Here is a 20,367-nt window from a genome sequence, read left to right on the forward strand (position 1 = left end):
CCTCGTACCGGAACCTGCGGAACGGTCGACCGCAGGACGTCAGTCGCCGGCCGCTCCGGAACCGCCGTCCGGGCCGCCGATGCCGCCGATCCCCTCGGCGCCCTCGCGCAGCCGCGGCGGCAGCGCGTCGACCAGGGTGTCCGTGCCGAGGTGCAGCCACGGCTCCGGCAGCAGCTCCTGGAGCCGGCGCGCGATGCTCGACTTGCCGGAGCCGGAGCCCCCGTCGAGGACGATGACGTTCACGCCGGCACCGCCGGGGCCCGGAACGCCGCGGCGGCGGAGGCGAAGGACGCGGCGAGCTCCGGAGTGCCGGCCCAGTGCAGGTGCAGGTAGGAGGCGTGGACGTTGCCGCCCGCGAAGCCCTCGGTGCGGGGGCCGGTGGGCAGGCGCCAGCCCCAGGCCGGTTCCTCGCCCGCGGCCGGCTCGCAGACCGTGCGGTGGAACTCGTGGCCGCGCAGCCGGGTGCCGGCCGGGCCGAGCGGGGAGTCGTGCAGCGCGACGGCCTCCCGGTAGCCGAGGGTGAGCCGTTCGGTCATCCGGGCGGCGGTGTCGAGCACGCCGCACATCGGCTTCCCGTCCAGCTCCCGTCCGAGGTAGAGCAGTCCGGCGCACTCGGCCGCGATCGGGCCGCCGGCGGCGGCGAACTCGCGGATCGCCGAGCGCAGTTGCGCGTTGCCGCTCAACTCCCGGACGTACAGCTCGGGGAAGCCGCCGCCGATGACGAGCCCGGCGGTGCGCTCGGGCAGCCCGCAGGCGTGCAGCGGGTCGAACGGGACGACCTCCGCCCCGGCGGCGGCGAGGAGTTCGGCGTTCTCGGCGTACGAGAAGGAGAACGCGGCGCCGCCCGCGACGGCGATCCGGGGCCGGCCCGCGACCGGCACGACCTCGGCCGCCGGGTCCCACGGTTCGGCGTCCAGGGCCGGTGCCGTCCGGGCGAGTTCGAGGACGGCGTCGAGGTCCACCGAGGCGGCGACGAGGTCGCCCATGTCCGCGACGGCCTTCAGGGCCTCCGCCGACCGCTCCACGGCCGGGATCAGCCCGAGGTGGCGCGAGGGCGTCGCGACGGCCGCGGAGCGGCGCAGCGCGCCCAGCACGGGCACGCCGGAGCCCTCCTCCAGGGCCTCGCGCAGCAACTGCTCGTGGCGGTCGGAGGCGACCCGGTTGAGGATCACCCCGGCGAGCCTCACCTCCGGGTCCCAGGAGGCGAAGCCGTGCACCAGCGCGGCCACCGAGCGGGACTGCGAGCTGCCGTCCACGACGAGCACCACCGGCGCGCGCAGCAGCTTGCCGACGTGCGCGGTGGACGCGAGCTCCCCGCGCCCCGACGCCCCGTCGAACAGCCCCATGACGCCCTCGACGACGGCGACGTCGGCCCCGGCCGCGCCGTGCAGGAACAGCGGCGCGATCCGCTCCGGCCCGCACAGGAAGGCGTCCAGGTTGCGGCCCGGCCGCCCGGCGGCGAGCGCGTGGTAGCCGGGGTCGATGTAGTCCGGTCCGACCTTGTGCGGGGAGACCGCGAGCCCGCGCGCGGCGAGCGCGGCGATCAGGCCGGTGGCGACGGTGGTCTTGCCCGCGCCCGAGGAGGGTGCGGCGACGACGAGGCGCGGGATGCTCAAGGAGTCACCACTCGATGCCGCGCTGGCCCTTGCGGCCGGCGTCCATGGGGTGCTTGACCTTGGTCATCTCGGTGACGAGGTCGGCGAAGCCGGTGAGCGCCTCGGGGGCGTACCGGCCGGTGATGACGACGTGCTGGCTGCCCGGCCGGTCCTTGAGCACGGACACGACCTCCTCCGGGTCGACCCAGCCCCAGTGCATCGGGTAGGTGAACTCGTCGAGCACGTAGAAGCGGTAGGTCTCGGCCGCGAGGTCGCGCTTGACCTGCTCCCAGCCCTCCTTGGCGGCGGCCTCGCTGTCCAGCTCCATCTCGCTGGAGCGCTGGATCCACGACCAGCCGGAGCCCATCTTGTGCCAGTCGACGGTGCCGCCCTCGCCGGAGGCGCCGAGGACGCGCAGCGCGTTCTCCTCGCCGACCTTCCACTTGGCGGACTTCACGAACTGGAACACCCCGACGGACCAACCCTGGTTCCAGGCCCGCAAGGCCATGCCGAACGCGGCCGTCGACTTGCCCTTGCCGGGGCCGGTGTGGACGGCGGTGATCGGCTGCGTGCGGCGCTGGCGGGTCGTCAGGCCGTCGTCGGGAACGCTCTCGGGAACACCCTTGGGCATGGCTGCTCAGGCCGCCTTTCGCATGGTGGTTGCACGGTTGTCGCGACCGTCGCGACTGTCGCGGACGAGCGAGGCGACGCCCTCGGCGCGCAGCTCGTCCAGGGTGACGGCGGTGCCGCCGAGGTGCCCGGCCAGGGTGCGGGCGAGGCCGAGCCGGACGGGGCCGGACTCGCAGTCCAGGACGACGCTCGCGACGCCCTGCGCGGCGAACAGCCCGGCCGCGCGGCGGGACTGCGCGAGCGCGTCGCGGCCGCCGGTGGCCCGTCCGTCGGTGACGACGACGACCAGCGGGCGGCGGGCCGGATCACGCAGCCGCTCGATCCGCAGCACCTCGTGGGCGCGCAGCAGGCCGGCGGCCAGTGGGGTCCGCCCGCCGGTGGGCAGCGACTCCAGCCGGGCCGCGCCGACCTCGACCGACGAGGTGGGCGGGAGCGCCAGCTCGGCGCCCGCGCCGCGGAAGGTGATCATGCCGATCTTGTCGCGCCGCTGGTAGGCGTCCATCAGCAGCGACAGCACGGCGCCCTTGACGGCCGTCATCCGCTGCCGGGCGGCCATCGAGCCGGAGGCGTCGACGACGAACAGCACCAGGTTGGACTCGCGGCCCTTGCGCACCTGCTCGCGGAAGTCGTCCTTGCGCAGCACGAGCGCGGCGCCGGAGCGCCCGCGCGCCACCTGGTGCGGCGCGGCGGCCTGGAGGGTGGCGGTCAGGTGCAGCCGGCTGAGGGCGCCCTGGGGGCGCCGGGCGCGCACGGTGTACCCGCTGTCGGTCTCGGCGGGGGAGCGGCGGCCCTGGGCCCCGCGGCCGGTGCCGCGCACGGCGAACAGCCGGGTGCGGTACGGGTCGCCGGCCGCGACCGGCGCCGACTCCCGTGCGGGGGAGGGGTGTTGGGCCGGGACGGGCTGCTGCTCGGCGGGCTCGGGGGCGGCGGCGTCCGAGGCGGCGGCCTCCGGGGCCTGCGGACCGCTCTCGGGCTCGGGCGCCCCGCCGCCGCCGTCCGGGCCGGGGCCGCCGTCGTCGTCGGGGCCCGGTCCGTCGCCGTCGGGCCCAGGAGACCCGTCCTCCGGCGCGTCCTCGGGCTGCGCGTGCTCCTCCAGCGTCCGGTCCAGCTGCTCTTCGTCCAGCCCCGGCGCGTCGAACGGGTTGCGGCGGCGCCGGTGCGGCAGCGCCAGCTGGGCGGCCTTGCGGACGTCCTCCTCCAGCACCTCCGTGCGCCCGTCCCACGCGGCCAGCGCGACGGCCGTCCGCGCCATGACGATGTCGGCGCGCAGTCCGTCCACCTCGAACGCGGCGCACACCGCGGTGATCTGCCGGAGCGCGACGTCGGTGAGCTCGACCTTGGGCAGCAACTCCCTTGCAGCGGTGATCCGTTCGGCGAGTGCCCGCTCCTCGTCGGCGAACCGTGCGGCGAAGCCGGCCGGATCCGCGTCGTAGGCGAGCCGCCGCCGGACGACCTCGGCGCGCTCGGCCGGGTCGCGCGTGGCGGCGATCTCCACGGTCAGGCCGAAGCGGTCGAGCAGCTGCGGCCGCAGCTCGCCCTCCTCCGGGTTCATCGTGCCGACCAGCAGGAACCGGGCCGCGTGCCGCACCGAGACGCCCTCGCGCTCGACGTAGGAGCGGCCCATCGCGGCGGCGTCCAGCAGCAGGTCGACGACGTGGTCCTGGAGCAGGTTCACCTCGTCGATGTAGAGCACCCCGCGGTGCGCCTTGGCGAGCAGTCCGGGCTCGTACGCCTTGACGCCCTCGGCGAGCGCGCGCTCCAGGTCGAGCGAGCCGACGATCCGGTCCTCGGCCACGCCGACCGGCAACTCGACCAGCTGGGAAGGCCGTTCACCGCTCGTGGCGCCGGCGTGCGGCCCGTCCGGGCACTGCGGGTCGGGCGCGGCCGGGTCGCAGGCGAAGCGGCAGCCGTCGACGGTGGCGATGGACGGCAGCAGGCCGGCCAGCGCGCGGACCATCGTCGACTTGGCGGTGCCCTTCTCGCCGCGCACCAGCACGCCGCCCACGGCCGGGGAGACCGCGTTCAGCAGCAGTCCGAGCCGCAGGTCGGCCATCCCGACGACCGCGGTGAACGGGTAGCGGACGTCACTCATGCCTTGCCAGCCTCCTCAGGCGCACCGGGCGGCAGGAACGGCAGCGATCCGGCCGCCGGCACCCCGCCCTCGATCAGCTTCCACAGCGCGTCGGTGTCCGCGTGCTCCTCGATCAGGTCCCCCAGGCGGTCCAGCCGGGCTTCGCGCGCCTCGGCGAACGAGGTGTCCGGTGCCGGGACGAACGCCCGGCCCGCCAGCGCGGCCACCTCGCGCAGGAACTCGCGGCGGAACCCGTCGTTCTCCAGCGCGCCGTGCCAGGTCGTGCCCCAGACGGAGCCCACCCGGCAGCCGTCCAGGAACGGCTCCCCGCCTTCCGCGGTCACCACCCCGTGGTGGATCTCGTAGCCCTCGACCCGCTGCCCGTACGCCTCGCCGACCGGCCGCGCGAGCACCTTCTCCACGCCGAACCGCACGTGCGTCGGCAGCAGCCCGAGCGCGTCGACGGCACCGGCCCTGGACTCGACGTCGTCGACGATCGAGCCCGCGAGCATCTGGTAGCCGCCGCACACCCCGAGGACCGGCCGCCCGGCCGCCGCCCGCGCCTTCAGCGCCGGCTCCAGCCCGCGCTCGCGCAGCCAGGCGAGGTCGGCCACGGTGGCCCGGGTGCCGGGCAGCACGACGAGGTCGGCGTCGGCGAGCTCCTCCGGCCGGGTCGCCCAGCGGACGAGCACGCCGGGCTCCTGCGCCAGCGCGTCCAGGTCGGTGAAGTTCGACAGCCGGGGGAAGCGCACCACGGCCACCCGCAGCACGTCCGCGCCGAGCGGCCCGCGGCCGTCGACCCGGTCGACGACCGTCGACAGGTCCAGCGAGTCCTCGGCGTCCAGCCACAGGCCCGGCAGCATCGGCAGCGTGCCGAGCACCGGACGGCCGGTCAGGCCGTGCAGCATCTCCAGGCCGGGCGCCAGCAGTCGGGCGTCCCCGCGGAACTTGTTGACGAACCAGCCGGCCACGTGCCGCTGGTCCTCCTCGGACAGCAGCGCCAGCGTCCCGTACATCGCGGCGAACACGCCGCCGCGGTCGATGTCGCCGACCACCACGACGGGCAGCCGGGCGGCCGTCGCCAGGCCCATGTTGGCGATGTCCCGGTCGCGCAGGTTGATCTCGGCGGGCGAGCCCGCGCCCTCGCACACCACCACCTCGTACCGGCGGCGCAGATCCGCCAGGCACTCTAGGGCGCGCTCCAGCAGGACGGGCTTGCGCTCGCGGTAGTCCAGCGCGCCCACCTCGGCGACCGGCCGGCCGAGCAGCACCACCTGGCTGCGGCCGTCCGCGCCGGGCTTGAGCAGCACCGGGTTCATCGCGGCCTCCGGCTCCACCCGGGCGGCCTGGGCCTGCATCGCCTGGGCGCGGCCGATCTCGGCGCCGTCGGCCGTCACGAAGGAGTTCAACGACATGTTCTGCGCCTTGAAGGGCGCCACCCGGACGCCCTGCCGGGCCAGCCAGCGGCAGATGCCCGCCGTGACGACGCTCTTGCCCGCGTCCGAGGTCGTCCCCGCGACCAGCAGCGCGTTGCTCATGCTCCCACCTCGCTCCGCTCGGCAGGCGCTTCGCACGATGCGCACCTATCGATGATGAGCTCGCCGCGCTCGCTCATGCCCTTCCCCTCCTCAGTACCGATCGCAGCAGCATGTGCCCCGCGACCGTCGTACCCAGCGCCAGCGCGCCCACCCGCCGCGACAGCGCGCAGGCCCGCTCGATGTCGTCCACCGTCACCGGGCGCAGCTCCGCGCCCAGCACCGGCCGGTGCTCGACGCGCTCGCCGTACCGCAGCGTGCCGCCCAGCCGCACGCCCACGGCGCCCGCGAACGCCGACTCGGCCTGCCCCGCGTTCGGGCTCGGGTGCGCCGAACCGTCCCGCCGCCACACCCGCCAGGCCGTCCGCGGCTGAGGCGCGGCGGCCACCGTCAGCAGCGCCGTCAGCCGGGCGCCCGGCCAGCCCGCCGCGTCGTCCAGCCGGGCCGAGGCCCAGCCGAACCGGGCGTGGCGCGGCGAGCGGTGGCCCACCATCGCGTCCAGCGTGTTGACGGCGCGGAAGGCCAGCAGGCCGGGCGTGCCGGCGAGGGCGCCCCAGGCCAGCGCGTTCACGACGGCGTCCGCGGTGTTCTCGGCCACCGACTCGACGACGGCGCGGGCGATCTGCTGCTCGTCCAGCGCGCTCGGGTCGCGTCCGCACAGGTGCGGCAGCCGTTCGCGGGCGGCGGTCAGGTCGCCCGCGGCCAGCGACCGGCCGATCGTGCGCGCCTCCCGGGTCAGCGACGTGCCCCCGAGTACCGTCCAGGTCGCGGCGGCGGCCAGCGCGGCCCGCCCGAGCGGTCGGCGGCCGACCGTCCGGTCCAGGGCCACCGCCCCGGCCGCGACGGCGCCCACGCAGAGCGCCGTGTACGCGGTGCCGGCGGCCCGGTCGTCGCGCCACATCCGGCGCTCCAGGCGGGTCGCGGCACCGCCGAAGACGGCCACCGGGTGACCGCGGCGCGGATCGGCGTAGCGGGCGTCCGCCAGGTAGCCCGCGACGGCGCCGAGCGCGAACGCGGCGGCGCGGGTCAGCGGACGCACGACGGAGGGGGACAGGGGAGGGCTCGGCGGGTCGGGGCAGCCTGCATCGCGTGCGAGTCCTCACTCAGGGTCCGCGCCCTGGGTCGACGTACCGGGGGCGAGAGTCTCCTGGCTTCCGGGTCGGACGCACCCTCGGGCCTTCCAGCGGCACTTGACCCGCCGTGGCGAATTCGAGCGTGCTCCCCGGTGACAGTGGCGGGACCGCGCCGGATTCGCACCGGCTTCCTCTGCATGCCTCCGTTTGGCCCTGGGATCCCATCACGCGGCCGAACCGGGAGTCAACCGAGGTCGCGGAGGGGTTGGTCACAGCCGGTGGCCGGTCCGCGCCGCCGTCGCTACCTCCGATCCCTGCGGCCGCAGGGGCATGACATCCTGTGGGATCCTCCAGCGGGCCGCGCGCGGCCACCCCGGCGCTTCGTGCGTTCGGCGGCTGGGGGCCCGTTCGTACCGGCCGTCTCACTCCCGTTTCTGGGAACTCCTGGCCGGGACCCACCCCGAGATCCCCGTCTGACCCGTCCGGCACCCGCTCTCCGGTCCCCCGTACAGCCCATCCCACTGGCCGCCGCCCCCACCCGCCGGTGAACTTGTCCCCAGCAGACTCACAGAGCGGGGAACGATATGCGATGGGGAACCGCAGCCGTCGTGGCGGCAGCCGCAGTCGGCACCGGGGTCGCCGTGCTGGTCGTCGGCCGGCGTGCGTCCGAGCGGCTCGTGCGGCCGGAGACCGTCGTGCTGGAGTCCGGCCCCGTCCTGGTGCAGAACCTCGCCGCCGGCCGGATCACCTTCAACCGCACCCCGGCGGCCCTGCACCCCGGCCGCTGGGCGCTGGAGTGGGACGGCGACGGCCACGCCGTCGTCGACGAGGTCCTGCACAGCGACGAACAGGGCGTCACCCGCCGCCTGGTCCGCGCCGACCGGGGCACCCTGACCCCCGGCACCGAGGTCCGCTTCACCCCGCGCGTCCACCTCGGCGACCCGACCACCTCCCTCGGCCTCCCCTTCACCGAGACCGCCGCCGCCGGCGAGCTGGGCGCGCTGCCCGCCTGGCGCCTGGACGGCAAGCGCGGCACCTGGGTGGTCCTCGTGCACGGCCCCGGCGCCGACCGCGCCCAGACGCTCCCCGTGCTGCCCGTCCTCCAGCGCCTCGCGCTGCCCGCCCTCGCCGTCACCTACCGCGGCGACCAGGGCGCCCCCGCCTCGCCGGACGGGCTCAGCCACTTCGGCGAGACCGAGTGGCGCGACGTGGAGTCGGCCGTGCGGCTCGCCCTCGACAGCGGCGCCGGCCGGGTGATCCTCTACGGCTGGTCGGTGGGCGCCACGATGTGCCTGCAGGCCGCGGCCCGCTCGGCCTGGTCGGGGGCGATCGCCGGGATCGTCCTGGACTCGCCGGTGCTCGACCTGCCCGCCACCGCCCGCCGCGGCGCGGTCCGGGCCGGCTACACCGAGCCGGTCGCCGAGCTCGGCGCGCTGGCCGCCGAGGGCCGCACCGGGGTCGACCTGGCCGACTTCTCCCGCCTCGCCGAGGGCGCCGACCTGCGCGTGCCGACCCTCGTCCTGCACAGCCCGGACGACCCGATCGCGCCGATCCGGGCCGCCCGGCGCCTCGCCGCGGCCCGCCCCGACGTCGTCAGCCTCCAGACCTTCCCGGGTGCGGACCACACGGCCCTCTGGAACTCCGACCCCGCGCACTACTCGGAACTCCTCCGGCGCTGGCTCACCCCCCTCCTCTGAAGCGGTCCGGAGGCCGTTATCCGGGGCATTCCGACCGGTCATTCCTGCGCGCTGCCTCCACGTCCCCCCTTCTCGCAATTCCCCCCACCCGTCATCGCGCGCCCCCCGGGCACCGGAAGCCGATTCCGCCGGAACGGGACGTCGGCGCGGTCGATTTCCGCCACCGCTCCCGCTCTCGCCGACCTGGCCGATCCGCATCCACCGGGAGCGCTTCCGGCGGACGTGCCCGGCGGTCGCCCTCGTGCCCCGACCCGTCGGCCGCACCGCGCGAGTCGGCCGTTCGGCGCTCGCCGCAGCCTTTTCCGTATCCGTTCGAACACCGCCCGTGACCATCGCAAACGGGCCTGGCATGAGCCCGCCACACGATTTTGGCCAGGCGGTTTGCCGCTGTTGCCCGATCTTGCGGAGGTGCTGCCACAACCCGCCCGTCCGTACAACCAACCGGATGTGACAGAAGGCCGGTACAAGGGGAAGACTGCTCGACGTGACGTCTCGGAACCCGCGCGACCGTGATGCCCCGCTCCCACCGACGATCGGTACCGGTGCGACGGTGACCCGCCTCCCCGGTACGGCCCACCGGCCCGTCGGGGCCAGGCCGGGCGGGGGCGGCGTACCCCGCCGACGAGGCCCCGCACCCGCCCCCGGCCGCGGCCGGGTCCCCGTGCCGGACGGCTTCCCCGCCCCCGCCGAGCTGGCCCCGCTGGCCCGCCGGATGCTGGTGGACGCCGTCCGCATCGCCCGCTGGGCCGGGGAGCTCGGCGAGGTCGACAAGCGGGGCGAGCTGCTCCCCGACGACGCCCGCGCGGCGGGCCGCGCGCTGGCCATGACGGTCGGCGCCGCGGCCAAGGCCTGGGGTCAGGCGCTGCTGGTCGGCCTGGTCGAGGCCCGCGACGGCGGCGCCGGGCCGGGCTGGCGGCTGCACGCCTGGGAGCACGACGACGAGGCCGTCGTGCGCGGCTGGTCCGCGCTGTTCGACGCCTGGACGCTGCTCGCGCCGGTCCCGCCGGCCGCCCTGCGCGGGGTCTTCGCGGTGCTGGCCGGCCAGGCCGTGGACCAGGCCCCGCAACTGCTCTCCTTCCTGCACCTGGTGGCCGGCCCGGTCGCCGACAGCGAGCTCCTGGAGCTGCTGCGCCGCGGCCTGGACGAGCGCCGGGTCGGCGGCAGCGGGGGCGCGGGCCTGTCGCCCGTCCCGCACGCCGCCTCCGCCGTGTCGGCCGTCCGCGGCACCTGCCGCGAGCCGCAGATCGACACCCCGGCCGCGCCCGCGGACGTCGCCGCCGTCCTGGACTGGATGTTGGACGGCCTCGCGGCCGTCGGCGCCGTCGTGCGCAGGAACGACGCCGCCGAGCTGTCACCGCTCGGGCACTGGGCGGTGCGGGCCAAGCTGGAGGAGATCTGCACGGTCGCCCAGACCGCGGCCGGCCACATCGAGCAGAGCGCCTACGAGCTGCTGAACGCCTGCGCCGACTACTCGCCGGGCCCGGCCCGGGCCGAGTACCGGGCCTGGGTGGCGGCCCGCCCGGCCGACCGCGCCGTGGCGGAGCTGCTGGACGCCGCCCAGGGCGACGACGCGCTCGTGCGCGGCCTGGCCTTCGAGGCGCTGCGGGTGGCCGGCGGCACGGCCGAGCAGGCGGTGCGCGCGGCCGTGGACGAGCCGGTGCTGCGCCCCTACGCGCTGCTGTGGCTCGCGGAGCAGTCGGACGAGGGCGTGTCCCCGGCCGACGTGCTGGGCGCCGAGGACGCGGCCTGGCTCTGGGTGGACACCGCGGCCGCGGTCCTGGACCACGGCGAGACGGAGCTGCTGGTCGGCCACGTGGAGGGCGCCTCGGCGGGCGACCCGGTGCGGCTGTTCGCCCGGGCCCGGCAGTCGGGGCACCCGCGGGCGGCCTCGGTGCTGACGGCGGTCTCGGGCGTGCACCCGGACCCGGGCGTGGCCCGGGCGGCCCGCCGGTCGGCCTTCAGCGTCCACACCGGCGGGGCGTGAGCGGCCGCCGCAGGCGAGACCGACGACAACGACGACAACGACGAAGGGGCCCGGATCCGCAGTGGATCCGGGCCCCTTCGTCGTGCGCGGGAGGCTCAGCCGAGCCGCGACTCCGCCCGCCGGGCGCGGACGTCGCCGACCTTCTGGCCGACCTTGCGCCGGATGACCAGCAGCGGCGCCATGGCCGCGAGCGCGATCTGGGCGAAGGCGCCGACGTGCAGGAGCGCGTTGCCGCCCGGCAGGCCGGTGGCCCAGGCGGCCAGGCAGCCGATGGAGACCACGATCCAGCACAGCGTGGCCGTGGCCAGCAGGCCCTGCGGCTTCGGGTACTCGATCCGGCTGACCATCAGGTACGCGGCGCCGAAGATGGCCACCAGACCGGGCAGGAACGGCGGGTCGAGCAGCACGATCGCGATGACCGTCATGGCGCCCATCGGGCAGGGCATGCCCTGGAACACCCCGGGCCGCATCTTCACGGCCGAGAAGCGGGCCAGCCGCAGGACCACCGCGAGCAGCACGGTCAGCGCGATCAGCGCGGACAGCGGCCGGTTGGAGCCCTGCGAGACCATGCCCCAGACCGCGACGAAGTAGGCCGGCGCGATGCCGAAGCTGATCAGGTCGGCCAGGTTGTCGAGTTCGGCGCCCAGGGCGGAGGAGCGCAGCTTGCGCGCCACCAGGCCGTCGAAGAGGTCGCACATCGAGCCGATCAGCAGCAGCGTGACCGCGGTGGCGGCGCTGTGCCGGTCCGGAGCGACGTCCGGGTTGGTGATGTGCGGGATCAGGACCCCGGTGGTGATCGAGTAGATCGCCAGGAAGCCGCAGACGGCGTTCCCCAGGGTCAGGAAGTCGGCGGTGGACAGGTGCTGCGGCGAGCGCGGCGCGCGGAGCTCGCGGTCGCGTGCCCAGCGGCGACGGCGCAGCGCCGTCTCCTCGTCGTCCAGGCCGACGATCGTCTCAGGATCAGTCACGGTCAAGGCGTGTCACCCCGGCTGTGGTCTTCTGGCCGACCTCGACGCCGACCTCGACGCCGGCCGGCAGGTAGGTGTCGACCCGCGACCCGAACCGGATCAGGCCGATCCGGTCGCCTTGGGCGACCTTGGTGCCGGCGTCGACGTAGGGCACGATGCGGCGGGCCACGGCCCCCGCGATCTGCACCATCTCGATGTCGCCGAGCTCGGTGTCGAAGTGCCAGACGACCCGCTCGTTCTGGTCGCTGTCCTTGTTGAACGCGGGCACGAACCCGCCCGCGACGTGCTCGACCGACGTCACCGTGCCGGGCAGCGGCGCGCGGTTGACGTGGACGTTGAGCGGGCTCATGAAGATGGCGACCCGGGTGCGGCCGTCCGGCCAGGCGTCGATGCTCTGCACCACGCCGTCGGCGGGGGAGATCACTCTGCCCGTGCCGATCTCACGCTCGGGGTCGCGGAAGAACCACAGCATGCCCGCGCCGAGCGCGCAGGCCGGTACCGCCGCCAGGGCCCACTTGCCGCTGCGCCGGGTGAGGGCGGTGGTCACGGCGGCCGTGGCGAGGGTGGGGACGAACCAGGGGGTGGCTCCGCGCGCGATGGTCACGCGGGGTCGCCGACCGGCCGTCGTGGCTGCGAGGGCATCGCGGTCCGTGACGGAGGTGTGAGGGGACGGGCTGATGGGCATCGAAGACCTTTGTCGCGGGGGATCATGGCCGCTGGACGGGGGCCACCGCGGGATCGGGTAAGAGAGGGACGGCTGCTGTCCCGGTGGATGCTATCGGGAGCACACGGTGGGTGGGCAACCCGCCTGCTCGTTGCGCGGGCCCGTGGTCGTGCCCGCTCATACGACCGTAGCTCGCCCCCGTCCGGTTCCCAAGGGCCCGCACGGGCCTGGTGACTCTTGTCTCAGCGGGCGCGCGGGGGGACGGCGCGTCCGCGTCATCCGCTTCCGCACGCCCCGCGACGGCGCCACCACGGCGTGCGGAAGCGGCCGCAGGGCGCGTAGCTGCAGCTCTGCGCCCTGCGGCCGCTTCCGGGCCGTGCCGGACCCCAGGCGGACCAGGCCGGGGCCGCGTGGCACGGCGGGATGCCGGGACGGGCCCGCACGCCCGTCGACCGGCCGTTCCGGGGGCCACCCGTTGAGGTGGGTGACCCCTCGATCACTCGGCGATCCGGTACTCCTCCAGGAGCCGGCGCCCGACGATCATCTTCTGGATCTCCGCAGTTCCTTCACCGATGAGCAGCATCGGGGCCTCGCGGTAGAGGCGCTCGATCTCGTACTCCTTGGAGAAGCCGTAGCCGCCGTGGATGCGGAAGGCGTCCTCCACGACCTCCTTGCAGTACTCGGAGGCGAGGTACTTGGCCATGCCGGCCTCGAGGTCGTTGCGCTCGCCGCTGTCCTTCTTGCGGGCGGCCATGACCATCATCTGGTGCGCGGCCTCGACCTTGGTGGCCATCTCGGCGAGCTTGAACTGGATCGCCTGGTGCTCGGCGATCTTCTTGCCGAAGGTGGAGCGCTGCTGCGCGTAGGAGATGCCGAGCTCGAAGGCGCGGCGGGCGACGCCGCAGCCGCGGGCGGCGACGTTGACGCGGCCGACCTCGACGCCGTCCATCATCTGGTAGAAGCCGCGGCCGGGGACGCCGCCGAGGATCCGGTCGGCCGGGATCCGGACGTCCTGGAGGACCAGCTCGGTCGTGTCGACGCCCTTGTAGCCCATCTTCTCGATCTTCCCGGGCACGGTGAGGCCGGGGACGGTCGGGTTCGGGCCGAATCCGGCCGTCTTCTCGACCAGGAAGGTGGTCATGTTCTTGTACGGGCTGCTGCCGCCCTCGTCGGTCTTGCACAGGACCGCGACGAGGGTGGAGGTGCCGCCGTTGGTCAGCCACATCTTCTGGCCGTTGAGGACGTAGAAGTCGCCGTCCTTGACGCCCTTGGTGGAGATGGCCGAGACGTCGGAGCCGAGGCCGGGCTCGGACATCGAGAACGCGCCGCGGATCTCGCCGGCCGCCATCTTCGGCAGGAAGTAGTCCTTCTGCTCCTGCGTGCCGTGGGCGTTGATCATGTGCGCCACGATGAAGTGCGTGTTGACGATGCCGGAGACGGACATCCAGCCGCGGGCGATCTCCTCCACCACGAGGGCGTAGGTGAGCAGCGACTCGCCGAGGCCGCCGTACTCCTCGGGGATGGTGAGGCCGAAGAGGCCGAGCTGCTTCATCCCCTCGACGATGGCGGTCGGGTACTCGTCCTTGTGCTCCAGCTCGGTCGCGACCGGAATGATCTCCTTGTCGACGAAATCCCGCACGGTGGCGAGGATGTCCCGCTGGATCTCGGTGAGGCCGTCGGTCTGTGCGAGGCGTCCCATCGTGCGGCTCCGATTTGTCGTGAAAAGTCGGGGGGGGGGGAATTGCCGGGGGCCCTGCCGGCGTGGCTGCGGCAGCAGGGCCCCCGTTCCGGGTGGGGGTCGGCCGATGACGGCGGCCTGCCCCTCCGGGGCATGGGAGAGGGAAAGCAGGTTCAGGAAAGAGGGGTGGGACGGCCGGGCTGCTCCCCGCCGCGCTCCTTGATGTACGTCTCGGTCGGCACCATCACCTTGCGGCGGAAGATGCAGACGACCGTGCCGTCCTGCTTGTACCCCTTGGTCTCGACGTAGACGATGCCCCGGTCGTCCTTGGACTTGGAGGGCCACTTGTCGAGGACGGTGGTCTCGCCGTAGATCGTGTCGCCGTGGAAGGTCGGCGCGACGTGCCGCAGCGACTCGATCTCCAGGTTGGCGATCGCCTTGCCCGAGACGTCCGGGACGGACATGCCGAGCAGCAGCGAGTAGACGTAGTTCCCCACGACGACGTTCTTGCCGAAGTCGGTCGTCTTCTCCGCGTAGTTGGTGTCCATGTGGAGCGGGTGGTGGTTCATGGTGAGCAGACAGAACAGGTGGTCGTCGTACTCGGTGACGGTCTTCCCGGGCCAGTGCTTGTAGACCGCGCCGACCTCGAACTCCTCGTAGGTGCGTCCGAACTGCATGGCCTCAGGCCTCCGGGATCTCGAACTTGGTGGTGCGCTCCATACCGGCGGCCCGGCCCTTGCCGGCGATGACCAGGGCCATCTTGCGGCTGGCCTCGTCGATCATCTCGTCGCCGAGCATCGCCGAGCCCTTGGCGCCGCCCGCCGCGGAGGTGCAGTAGTCGTAGGCGTCGAGGATCAGCTCGGCGTGGTCGTAGTCCTCCTGCGAGGGCGAGTAGATCTCGTTCGCGGCGGCGACCTGGTCCGGGTGCAGCACCCACTTGCCGTCGAAGCCGAGGGCGGCGGAGCGGCCGGCGACCTCGCGGTAGCCCTCCTGGTTGCGGATCTGCAGGTACGGGCCGTCGATCGCCTGGAGGTCGTTGGCGCGGGCGGCCATCAGGATGCGCATCAGGATGTAGTGGTAGGCGTCGGCGTTGTAGCCGGGCGGCTGCTCGCCGACCACCAGGGACTTCATGTTGATCGAGGCCATGAAGTCGGCGGGGCCGAAGATGATGGTCTCCAGCCGGGGCGAGGCCTCGGCGATGGCGTCGACGTTGATCAGGCCCTTGGCGTTCTCGATCTGCGCCTCGATGCCGATCTTCCCGACCTCGAAGCCCATGGTCTTCTCGATCTGGGTGAGCAGGAGGTCGAGCGCCTTGACCTGCTCGGCGTCCTGGACCTTCGGCAGCATGATGCAGTCGAGGTTGGGGCCGGCGCCCTCGACGACGGTGATCACGTCGCGGTAGGTCCAGTGGGTGGTCCAGTCGTTGACGCGGACGACGCGGGTCTTGCCGCCCCAGTCGCCGTTGTTGAGGGCGTCGACGATGGTGTGGCGGGCGCTCTCCTTGACCAGCGGGGCGCAGGCGTCCTCCAGGTCGAGGAAGACCTGGTCGGCGGGCAGGCCCTGGGCCTTCTCCAGGAAGCGCGGGTTGCTGCCCGGTACGGCGAGGCAGGAGCGGCGCGGGCGCAGGCGGTTGACGTTGCTCATGAGGGTGGTTCTGTTCCTTCCCAGTGGTCAGCTGGTCAGCTGGTCAGTTCGTCGCCGGGGTCGGTGCGGGCGTCCACGGCTGGAGCTTGTTGGCCAGCCGGATCTCGTCCACGATCCGGCCGATGATGGTCGTGATGCCGAAGTCCTTCGGGGTGAACACGGCGGCGACGCCGGCGGCCTTGAGGGCCTCGCCGTCCGCTGCCGGGATGATGCCACCCACGATCACCGGGACATCCTCCACCCCGGCCCGCCGCAGGCGCTGTAGCACGTCGGGCACGAGCTCGCCGTGCGCGCCGGAGAGGATCGACAGGCCCACGCAGTGGACGTCCTCCGCGACGGCCGCGGAGACGATCTGCTCCGGCGTGAGCCGGATGCCCTGGTAGACCACCTCGAACCCGGCGTCGCGGGCCCGGACGGCGATCTGCTCGGCGCCGTTGGAGTGCCCGTCCAGGCCGGGCTTGCCGACCAGCAGGCGCAGCTTGCCGGCGCCCAGCTCCTCGGCGGTGGCGGCCACCGCGGCGCGCACGGCGGTCAGTTCGCCGCCGGGCTCGGCCGCGACCGCGACCGGGGCGCCGCCGACGCCGGTGGGGGCGCGGTACTCGCCGAAGACCTCGCGCAGGGCGAAGGACCACTCCCCGGTGGTGACGCCGGCCCGGGCGCAGGCGAGCGTGGCCGGCATCAGGTTGGCGTCGGTGGCGGCGACGGTCTTGAGCTCCGCCAGCGCCTCCTGGGCGACGGCCTCGTCGCGCTGTCCGCGCCAGGCCTCCAGGGCGGCGAGGACGGACTGCTCGGAGGCCGGGTCGACGACCATGATCGCGGTGTCGAGGTCGGCCGTGAGCGGGCTCTCCTCGGTGGTGTCGAAGCAGTTGACCCCGACGATCTTGTCCTCGCCGGACTCGATCCGGGCCCGGCGGGCGGCGTGCGAGGCGACCAGGTTGGACTTCAGGTAGCCGGACTCGACGGCCGGGATGACGCCGCCCATCTCCAGCACCTTGGCGATCTCCGCCTCGGCGCCGGCCAGCAGGTCGGCCGTCTTGGCCTCGATGACCTCGGAGCCGTTGAAGATGTCCCCGTACTCCAGCAGGTCGGACTCGTAGGCGAGCACCTGCTGGATCCGCAGCGACCACTGCTGGTCCCACGGCCGCGGCAGGCCCAGCGCCTCGTTCCAGGCCGGGAGCTGGACGGCGCGGGCGCGGGCGTCCTTGGAGAGCGTGACGGCCAGCATCTCCAGGACGATCCGCTGGACGTTGTTCTCCGGCTGCGCCTCGGTCAGGCCGAGCGAGTTGACCTGCACGCCGTAGCGGAACCGGCGCTGCTTGGGGTCCTCGACGCCGTAGCGCTCGCGCGTGACCTTCTCCCACAGCCGGGCGAAGGCACGCATCTTGCACATCTCCTCGACGAAGCGCACGCCGGCGTTCACGAAGAAGGAGATCCGCGCGACCACGTCGCCCATGCGCTCGGCCGGCACCTGCCCGGAGTCGCGCACCGCGTCGAGCACCGAGATGGCGGTGCACATCGCGTAGGCGATCTCCTGGACGGGCGTGGCCCCGGCCTCCTGCAGGTGGTAGCTGCAGATGTTGATCGGGTTCCACTTGGGGATGCTGCCGACGGTGTAGGCGATCATGTCGGTGATCAGGCGCACCGACGGGCCGGGCGGGAAGACGTGCGTCCCGCGGGACAGGTACTCCTTGACGATGTCGTTCTGGGTGGTGCCGGTGAGCTTGGCGATGTCGGCGCCCTGCTCCTCGGCGACCACCTGGTAGAGCGCCAGCAGCCACATCGCGGTGGCGTTGATCGTCATGGAGGTGTTGGTCTGCTCGAGCGGGATGCCGTCGAACAGGGTGCGCATGTCGCCGACGTGGCCCACCGGCACGCCGACCCGGCCGACCTCGCCGCGGGCGAGGATGTGGTCGGAGTCGTAGCCGGTCTGGGTCGGCAGGTCGAAGGCGACGGAGAGGCCGGTCTGGCCCTTCGCCAGGTTCCGCCGGTAGAGCGCGTTGGAGTCGCTCGCGGTGGAGTGTCCGGCGTAGGTGCGCATCAGCCAGGGCCGGTCGCGCTTCTGCGGCTCGGTCATCGGTCCGGCCTCAGACGTTGCGGAAGCGGTTGATGGCCTCGACGTGCCGGGCGCGGAACTCCTCGTCGCGCACGCCCAGGCCCTCCTCGGGCGCCAGGCACAGCACGCCGACCTTGCCCTGGTGCTTGTTGTGGTGCACATCGAGGGCGGCCTGGCCGGTCTCCTCCAGGGAGTAGACCTTCGACAGCGTCGGGTGGATCTTGCCCTTGGCGACCAGCCGGTTGGCCTCGTACGCCTCGCGGTAGTTGGCGAAGTGCGAGCCGACGATCCGCTTGAGCGACATCCACAGGTAGCGGTTGTCGTACTGGTGCATGTAGCCGGAGGTGGAGGCGCAGGTGACGATGGTGCCGCCCTTGCGGGTGACGTAGACCGAGGCGCCGAAGGTCTCCCGGCCCGGGTGCTCGAAGACGATGTCGACGTCCTCGCCGCCGGTGAACTCGCGGATCTTGGCGCCCAGGCGCTTCCACTCGCGCGGGTCCTGGTTGTTCTCGTCCTTCCAGAACCTGTAGCCCTCGGCCGAGCGGTCGATGATCGCCTCGGCGCCCATGGCGCGGCAGATGTCGGCCTTGGCCTCGCTGGAGACCACGCAGATCGGGGTGGCGCCGCCGGCCAGCGCGTACTGGGTGGCGTACGAGCCGAGGCCGCCGCTGGCGCCCCAGATCAGCACGTTGTCGCCCTGCTTCAGACCGGCGCCGTTGCGCGAGACCAACTGGCGGTAGGCGGTGGAGTTGACCAGGCCGGGGGAGGCGGCCTCCTCCCAGGTGAGGTGCTTCGGCTTGGGCAGCAGCTGGTTGGTCTTCACCAGCGCGATCTGGGCCAGACCGCCGAAGTTGGTCTCGAAGCCCCAGATGCGCTGCTCCGGGTCCATCATCGTGTCGTTGTGGCCGTCCGGGGACTCCAGTTCGACCGAGAGACAGTGGGCGACGACCTCGTCGCCGGGCTTCCAGGAGTTGACCCCGGCGCCGGTGCGCAGCACCACGCCCGCGAGGTCGGAGCCGAGCACGTGGTAGGGCAGGTCGTGGCGCTTGGTGAGCGGCGACAGCCGGCCGTAGCGCTCGAGGAAGCCGAAGGTGGAGACCGGCTCGAAGATCGAGCTCCACACGGTGTTGTAGTTCACCGAGCTGGCCATGACGGCGACCAGGGCCTCGCCGGGGCCGAGCTCCGGCAGGGCGACGTCGTCGAGGTGGAGGGACTTGCGGGGGTCCTTGTCGCGGCTGTCGAGGCCGGCGAACATCTGTTCCTCGTCCTTGTGGAGCGTGACCGCTCGGTAGGAATCGGGGAGCTGGATCGCTGCGAAGTCCTCCGCCGTGGCGTTGTTGCTGAGGATCGCGTCGAGGATTTGCTGCATGGCTCTGCCTCCGGAGGCGTACCTGTGTGAGGGCGCACAGGGCGTCTGGGGAAGGCCGGGAGCGGACACCGGCTTCGCTGAGGTGGGTGGTGGGCGGGTCAGGCGGGGCCCGGCCGTGGGACCGGGTGGTACGGGCACTGCTCCCGGGGTGTGGGAACACCGGACGACGGCGCGCCGAGGTGGGGAGCCGCGGCGCCGCGACTGGTGGGTAACAACGTAGTGGCACCCTGTGCCAGTCGTAAAGACACCGGGTGTCAGGAATTTGGCCGACCTCCACCGGCTGTCATGGACACCCGAACGGGGACGAAAAGGGCCCGCCGCCGATTCCTCGGCGCGGGCCCTTTTTGACCTTCGATTCCTCTGTGACCTGCGGAAACGCTCCCGTTAGGCGCGTTCGGAGCCACTCAGCGCGGCCCGGATGCTGTCCACCACGACGTCCAGCGGAGCGTCCGTCCGGGCGACTGTGATGAGTACCTCACCTCCGGGGCTGGCACTCAGTGCGCTCTCGGCGAGCACCTCCCCGGGTGTCCCACTGGCACCGGGTGCCACCAGGGACCCGCGGCGCCTGGCACCGGGCGCGCTGGACGCCCAGAAGGTCCGCCGGATCACCTCGAAGGAGTGGTCCAGCTGCGCCTCCACGTCACCCCGGCCCCCGGCCCGCAGCCAGCGCCGCAGCACGTGGTTGTGTGCCGCGACCACCGCCGCCGCCGAGACCTCGGCCAGCATGGAGTCGTCCTCGCCGCCGCGCTGCCAGCCCGACGGGATGTCCTCGCCGGTGTCGAAGCGGCCCAGCAGGTACCGGGTGAACAGCCGCTCGTACCGGGCCACCACGGCGATCTCCCGCTCGCGCAGCGCCGGCACCTGACGGATCAGCTGGTACCGCGCGACCGACACCCCCGGCGTGGAGGCGTACATCCGCAGCACCTCCTTGATGCCCCGGCAGACGACGTCGAGCGGGTGCTCCTCGGGCTCGGCGCTGGCCAGCAGGTCCGCGACCCGCACGAGCGTGTCGTCGTGGTCGGGGAAGATCGCCTCCTCCTTCGACCGGAAGTACCGGAAGAAGGTGCGCCGGGCGACCCCGGCCGCCGCCGCGATCTGGTCGACGGTGGTCTCCTCGTAGCCCTGCGAGGCGAACAGGTCCATGGCGGCCGTGGCCAGGTCCTGGCGCATCTGCAGGCGCTGCGCCGCGGCCCGGCGGCCGCCCGGTCCGACGTCCGGGCCGGTGCCCCCGGCCGACGTGGCCGGCCGGTCGGCGGCGCGCGGTGCGGCGGACTGCTGCGGGGTGGCTGACTGAACCCGATCCATGTCCGGAACGCTACACGGCCCCGGCGGCGCCCCGGCGGCCCTTCCCCGGCGGACCGGCGCGACCGGGCCGGTCACGGCCGGGCGCGGCCAGCGCGCGGACA

General features: G+C 73.6%; 16 protein-coding genes and 1 riboswitch. Of the genes, 2 read left to right on the forward strand and 14 right to left on the reverse strand.

Annotated features, from left to right (window positions below):
• Positions 1-39 precede the first annotated feature (39 nt).
• The 6 genes from PUR71_RS10250 to PUR71_RS10275 form a co-directional block, all read right to left on the reverse strand.
• Entirely contained in the window at positions 40-243 is a 204-nt protein-coding gene (locus tag PUR71_RS10250) for a phosphotransferase-like protein (protein WP_329926293.1), read from the reverse strand.
• The gene (locus tag PUR71_RS10255) at positions 240-1,616 is read right to left on the reverse strand and encodes a cobyrinate a,c-diamide synthase (protein ID WP_329926294.1); all 1,377 of its coding nucleotides are present in this window, start codon (positions 1,614-1,616) and stop codon (positions 240-242) included. The genes PUR71_RS10250 and PUR71_RS10255 overlap by 4 nt, the downstream gene beginning before the upstream one ends.
• A 4-nt stretch (positions 1,617-1,620) precedes the next feature.
• Positions 1,621-2,226 (reverse strand): cob(I)yrinic acid a,c-diamide adenosyltransferase, encoded by a 606-nt coding sequence (cobO, locus tag PUR71_RS10260; protein ID WP_329926295.1) that lies wholly within the window; start codon positions 2,224-2,226, stop codon positions 1,621-1,623.
• A 6-nt stretch (positions 2,227-2,232) separates the two neighbouring features.
• Complete coding sequence (locus tag PUR71_RS10265; protein WP_329926297.1) at positions 2,233-4,317, reverse strand: putative cobaltochelatase; 2,085 nt, start codon at positions 4,315-4,317, stop codon at positions 2,233-2,235.
• Complete coding sequence (locus tag PUR71_RS10270; protein ID WP_329926299.1) at positions 4,314-5,834, reverse strand: cobyric acid synthase; 1,521 nt, start codon at positions 5,832-5,834, stop codon at positions 4,314-4,316. Before PUR71_RS10270 ends, PUR71_RS10265 begins: the two co-directional genes overlap by 4 nt.
• A 73-nt stretch (positions 5,835-5,907) precedes the next feature.
• Positions 5,908-6,870, reverse strand: a complete 963-nt coding sequence (locus PUR71_RS10275) for a cobalamin biosynthesis protein (protein WP_329926301.1) — start codon at positions 6,868-6,870, stop codon at positions 5,908-5,910.
• A gap of 101 nt (positions 6,871-6,971) precedes the next feature.
• A riboswitch (cobalamin riboswitch) is annotated at positions 6,972-7,098 on the reverse strand.
• 414 nt (positions 7,099-7,512) lie between these two features.
• On the opposite strand from PUR71_RS10275, the gene PUR71_RS10280 reads away from it, so the two are divergent.
• Together PUR71_RS10280 and PUR71_RS10285 are read left to right on the forward strand one after the other, a co-directional pair.
• Complete coding sequence (locus PUR71_RS10280; protein WP_329926303.1) at positions 7,513-8,601, forward strand: alpha/beta hydrolase family protein; 1,089 nt, start codon at positions 7,513-7,515, stop codon at positions 8,599-8,601.
• Between the two features lie 661 nt (positions 8,602-9,262).
• Positions 9,263-10,585, forward strand: coding sequence for a hypothetical protein (locus PUR71_RS10285; RefSeq protein WP_329926304.1), 1,323 nt, complete (start codon positions 9,263-9,265; stop codon positions 10,583-10,585).
• 95 nt (positions 10,586-10,680) lie between these two features.
• On the opposite strand, the gene PUR71_RS10290 is transcribed toward PUR71_RS10285, so the two are convergent.
• From PUR71_RS10290 to PUR71_RS10325, 8 genes are all read right to left on the reverse strand, one after another.
• On the reverse strand, positions 10,681-11,559 hold the full coding sequence (locus PUR71_RS10290) for a CDP-alcohol phosphatidyltransferase family protein (protein ID WP_443077416.1): 879 nt from the start codon (positions 11,557-11,559) through the stop codon (positions 10,681-10,683).
• The gene (locus PUR71_RS10295) at positions 11,546-12,238 is read right to left on the reverse strand and encodes a phosphatidylserine decarboxylase (RefSeq protein WP_329926306.1); all 693 of its coding nucleotides are present in this window, start codon (positions 12,236-12,238) and stop codon (positions 11,546-11,548) included. The genes PUR71_RS10290 and PUR71_RS10295 overlap by 14 nt, the downstream gene beginning before the upstream one ends.
• A gap of 475 nt (positions 12,239-12,713) precedes the next feature.
• Entirely contained in the window at positions 12,714-13,916 is a 1,203-nt protein-coding gene (locus PUR71_RS10300; protein WP_329926308.1) for an acyl-CoA dehydrogenase family protein, read from the reverse strand.
• Between the two features lie 152 nt (positions 13,917-14,068).
• Positions 14,069-14,572 carry a MaoC family dehydratase gene (locus PUR71_RS10305; RefSeq protein ID WP_329926310.1) on the reverse strand — a complete coding sequence of 168 codons (504 nt, stop codon included), beginning with the start codon at positions 14,570-14,572 and terminating at the stop codon, positions 14,069-14,071.
• 4 nt (positions 14,573-14,576) lie between these two features.
• Positions 14,577-15,539: an HpcH/HpaI aldolase/citrate lyase family protein gene (locus tag PUR71_RS10310; protein WP_329926311.1), complete on the reverse strand. Its 963-nt coding sequence runs from the start codon at positions 15,537-15,539 to the stop codon at positions 14,577-14,579.
• 43 nt (positions 15,540-15,582) lie between these two features.
• Complete coding sequence (locus PUR71_RS10315; RefSeq protein ID WP_329926313.1) at positions 15,583-17,613, reverse strand: protein meaA; 2,031 nt, start codon at positions 17,611-17,613, stop codon at positions 15,583-15,585.
• 10 nt (positions 17,614-17,623) lie between these two features.
• Entirely contained in the window at positions 17,624-18,961 is a 1,338-nt protein-coding gene (gene ccrA / locus PUR71_RS10320; protein ID WP_329926314.1) for a crotonyl-CoA carboxylase/reductase, read from the reverse strand.
• A gap of 384 nt (positions 18,962-19,345) precedes the next feature.
• Positions 19,346-20,266: a TetR family transcriptional regulator gene (locus PUR71_RS10325; RefSeq protein ID WP_329926315.1), complete on the reverse strand. Its 921-nt coding sequence runs from the start codon at positions 20,264-20,266 to the stop codon at positions 19,346-19,348.
• Positions 20,267-20,367: the final 101 nt, after the last annotated feature.

The organism is Streptomyces sp. SP17BM10, from assembly GCF_036322405.1.
Taxonomy (GTDB): Bacteria; Actinomycetota; Actinomycetes; order Streptomycetales; family Streptomycetaceae; genus Kitasatospora.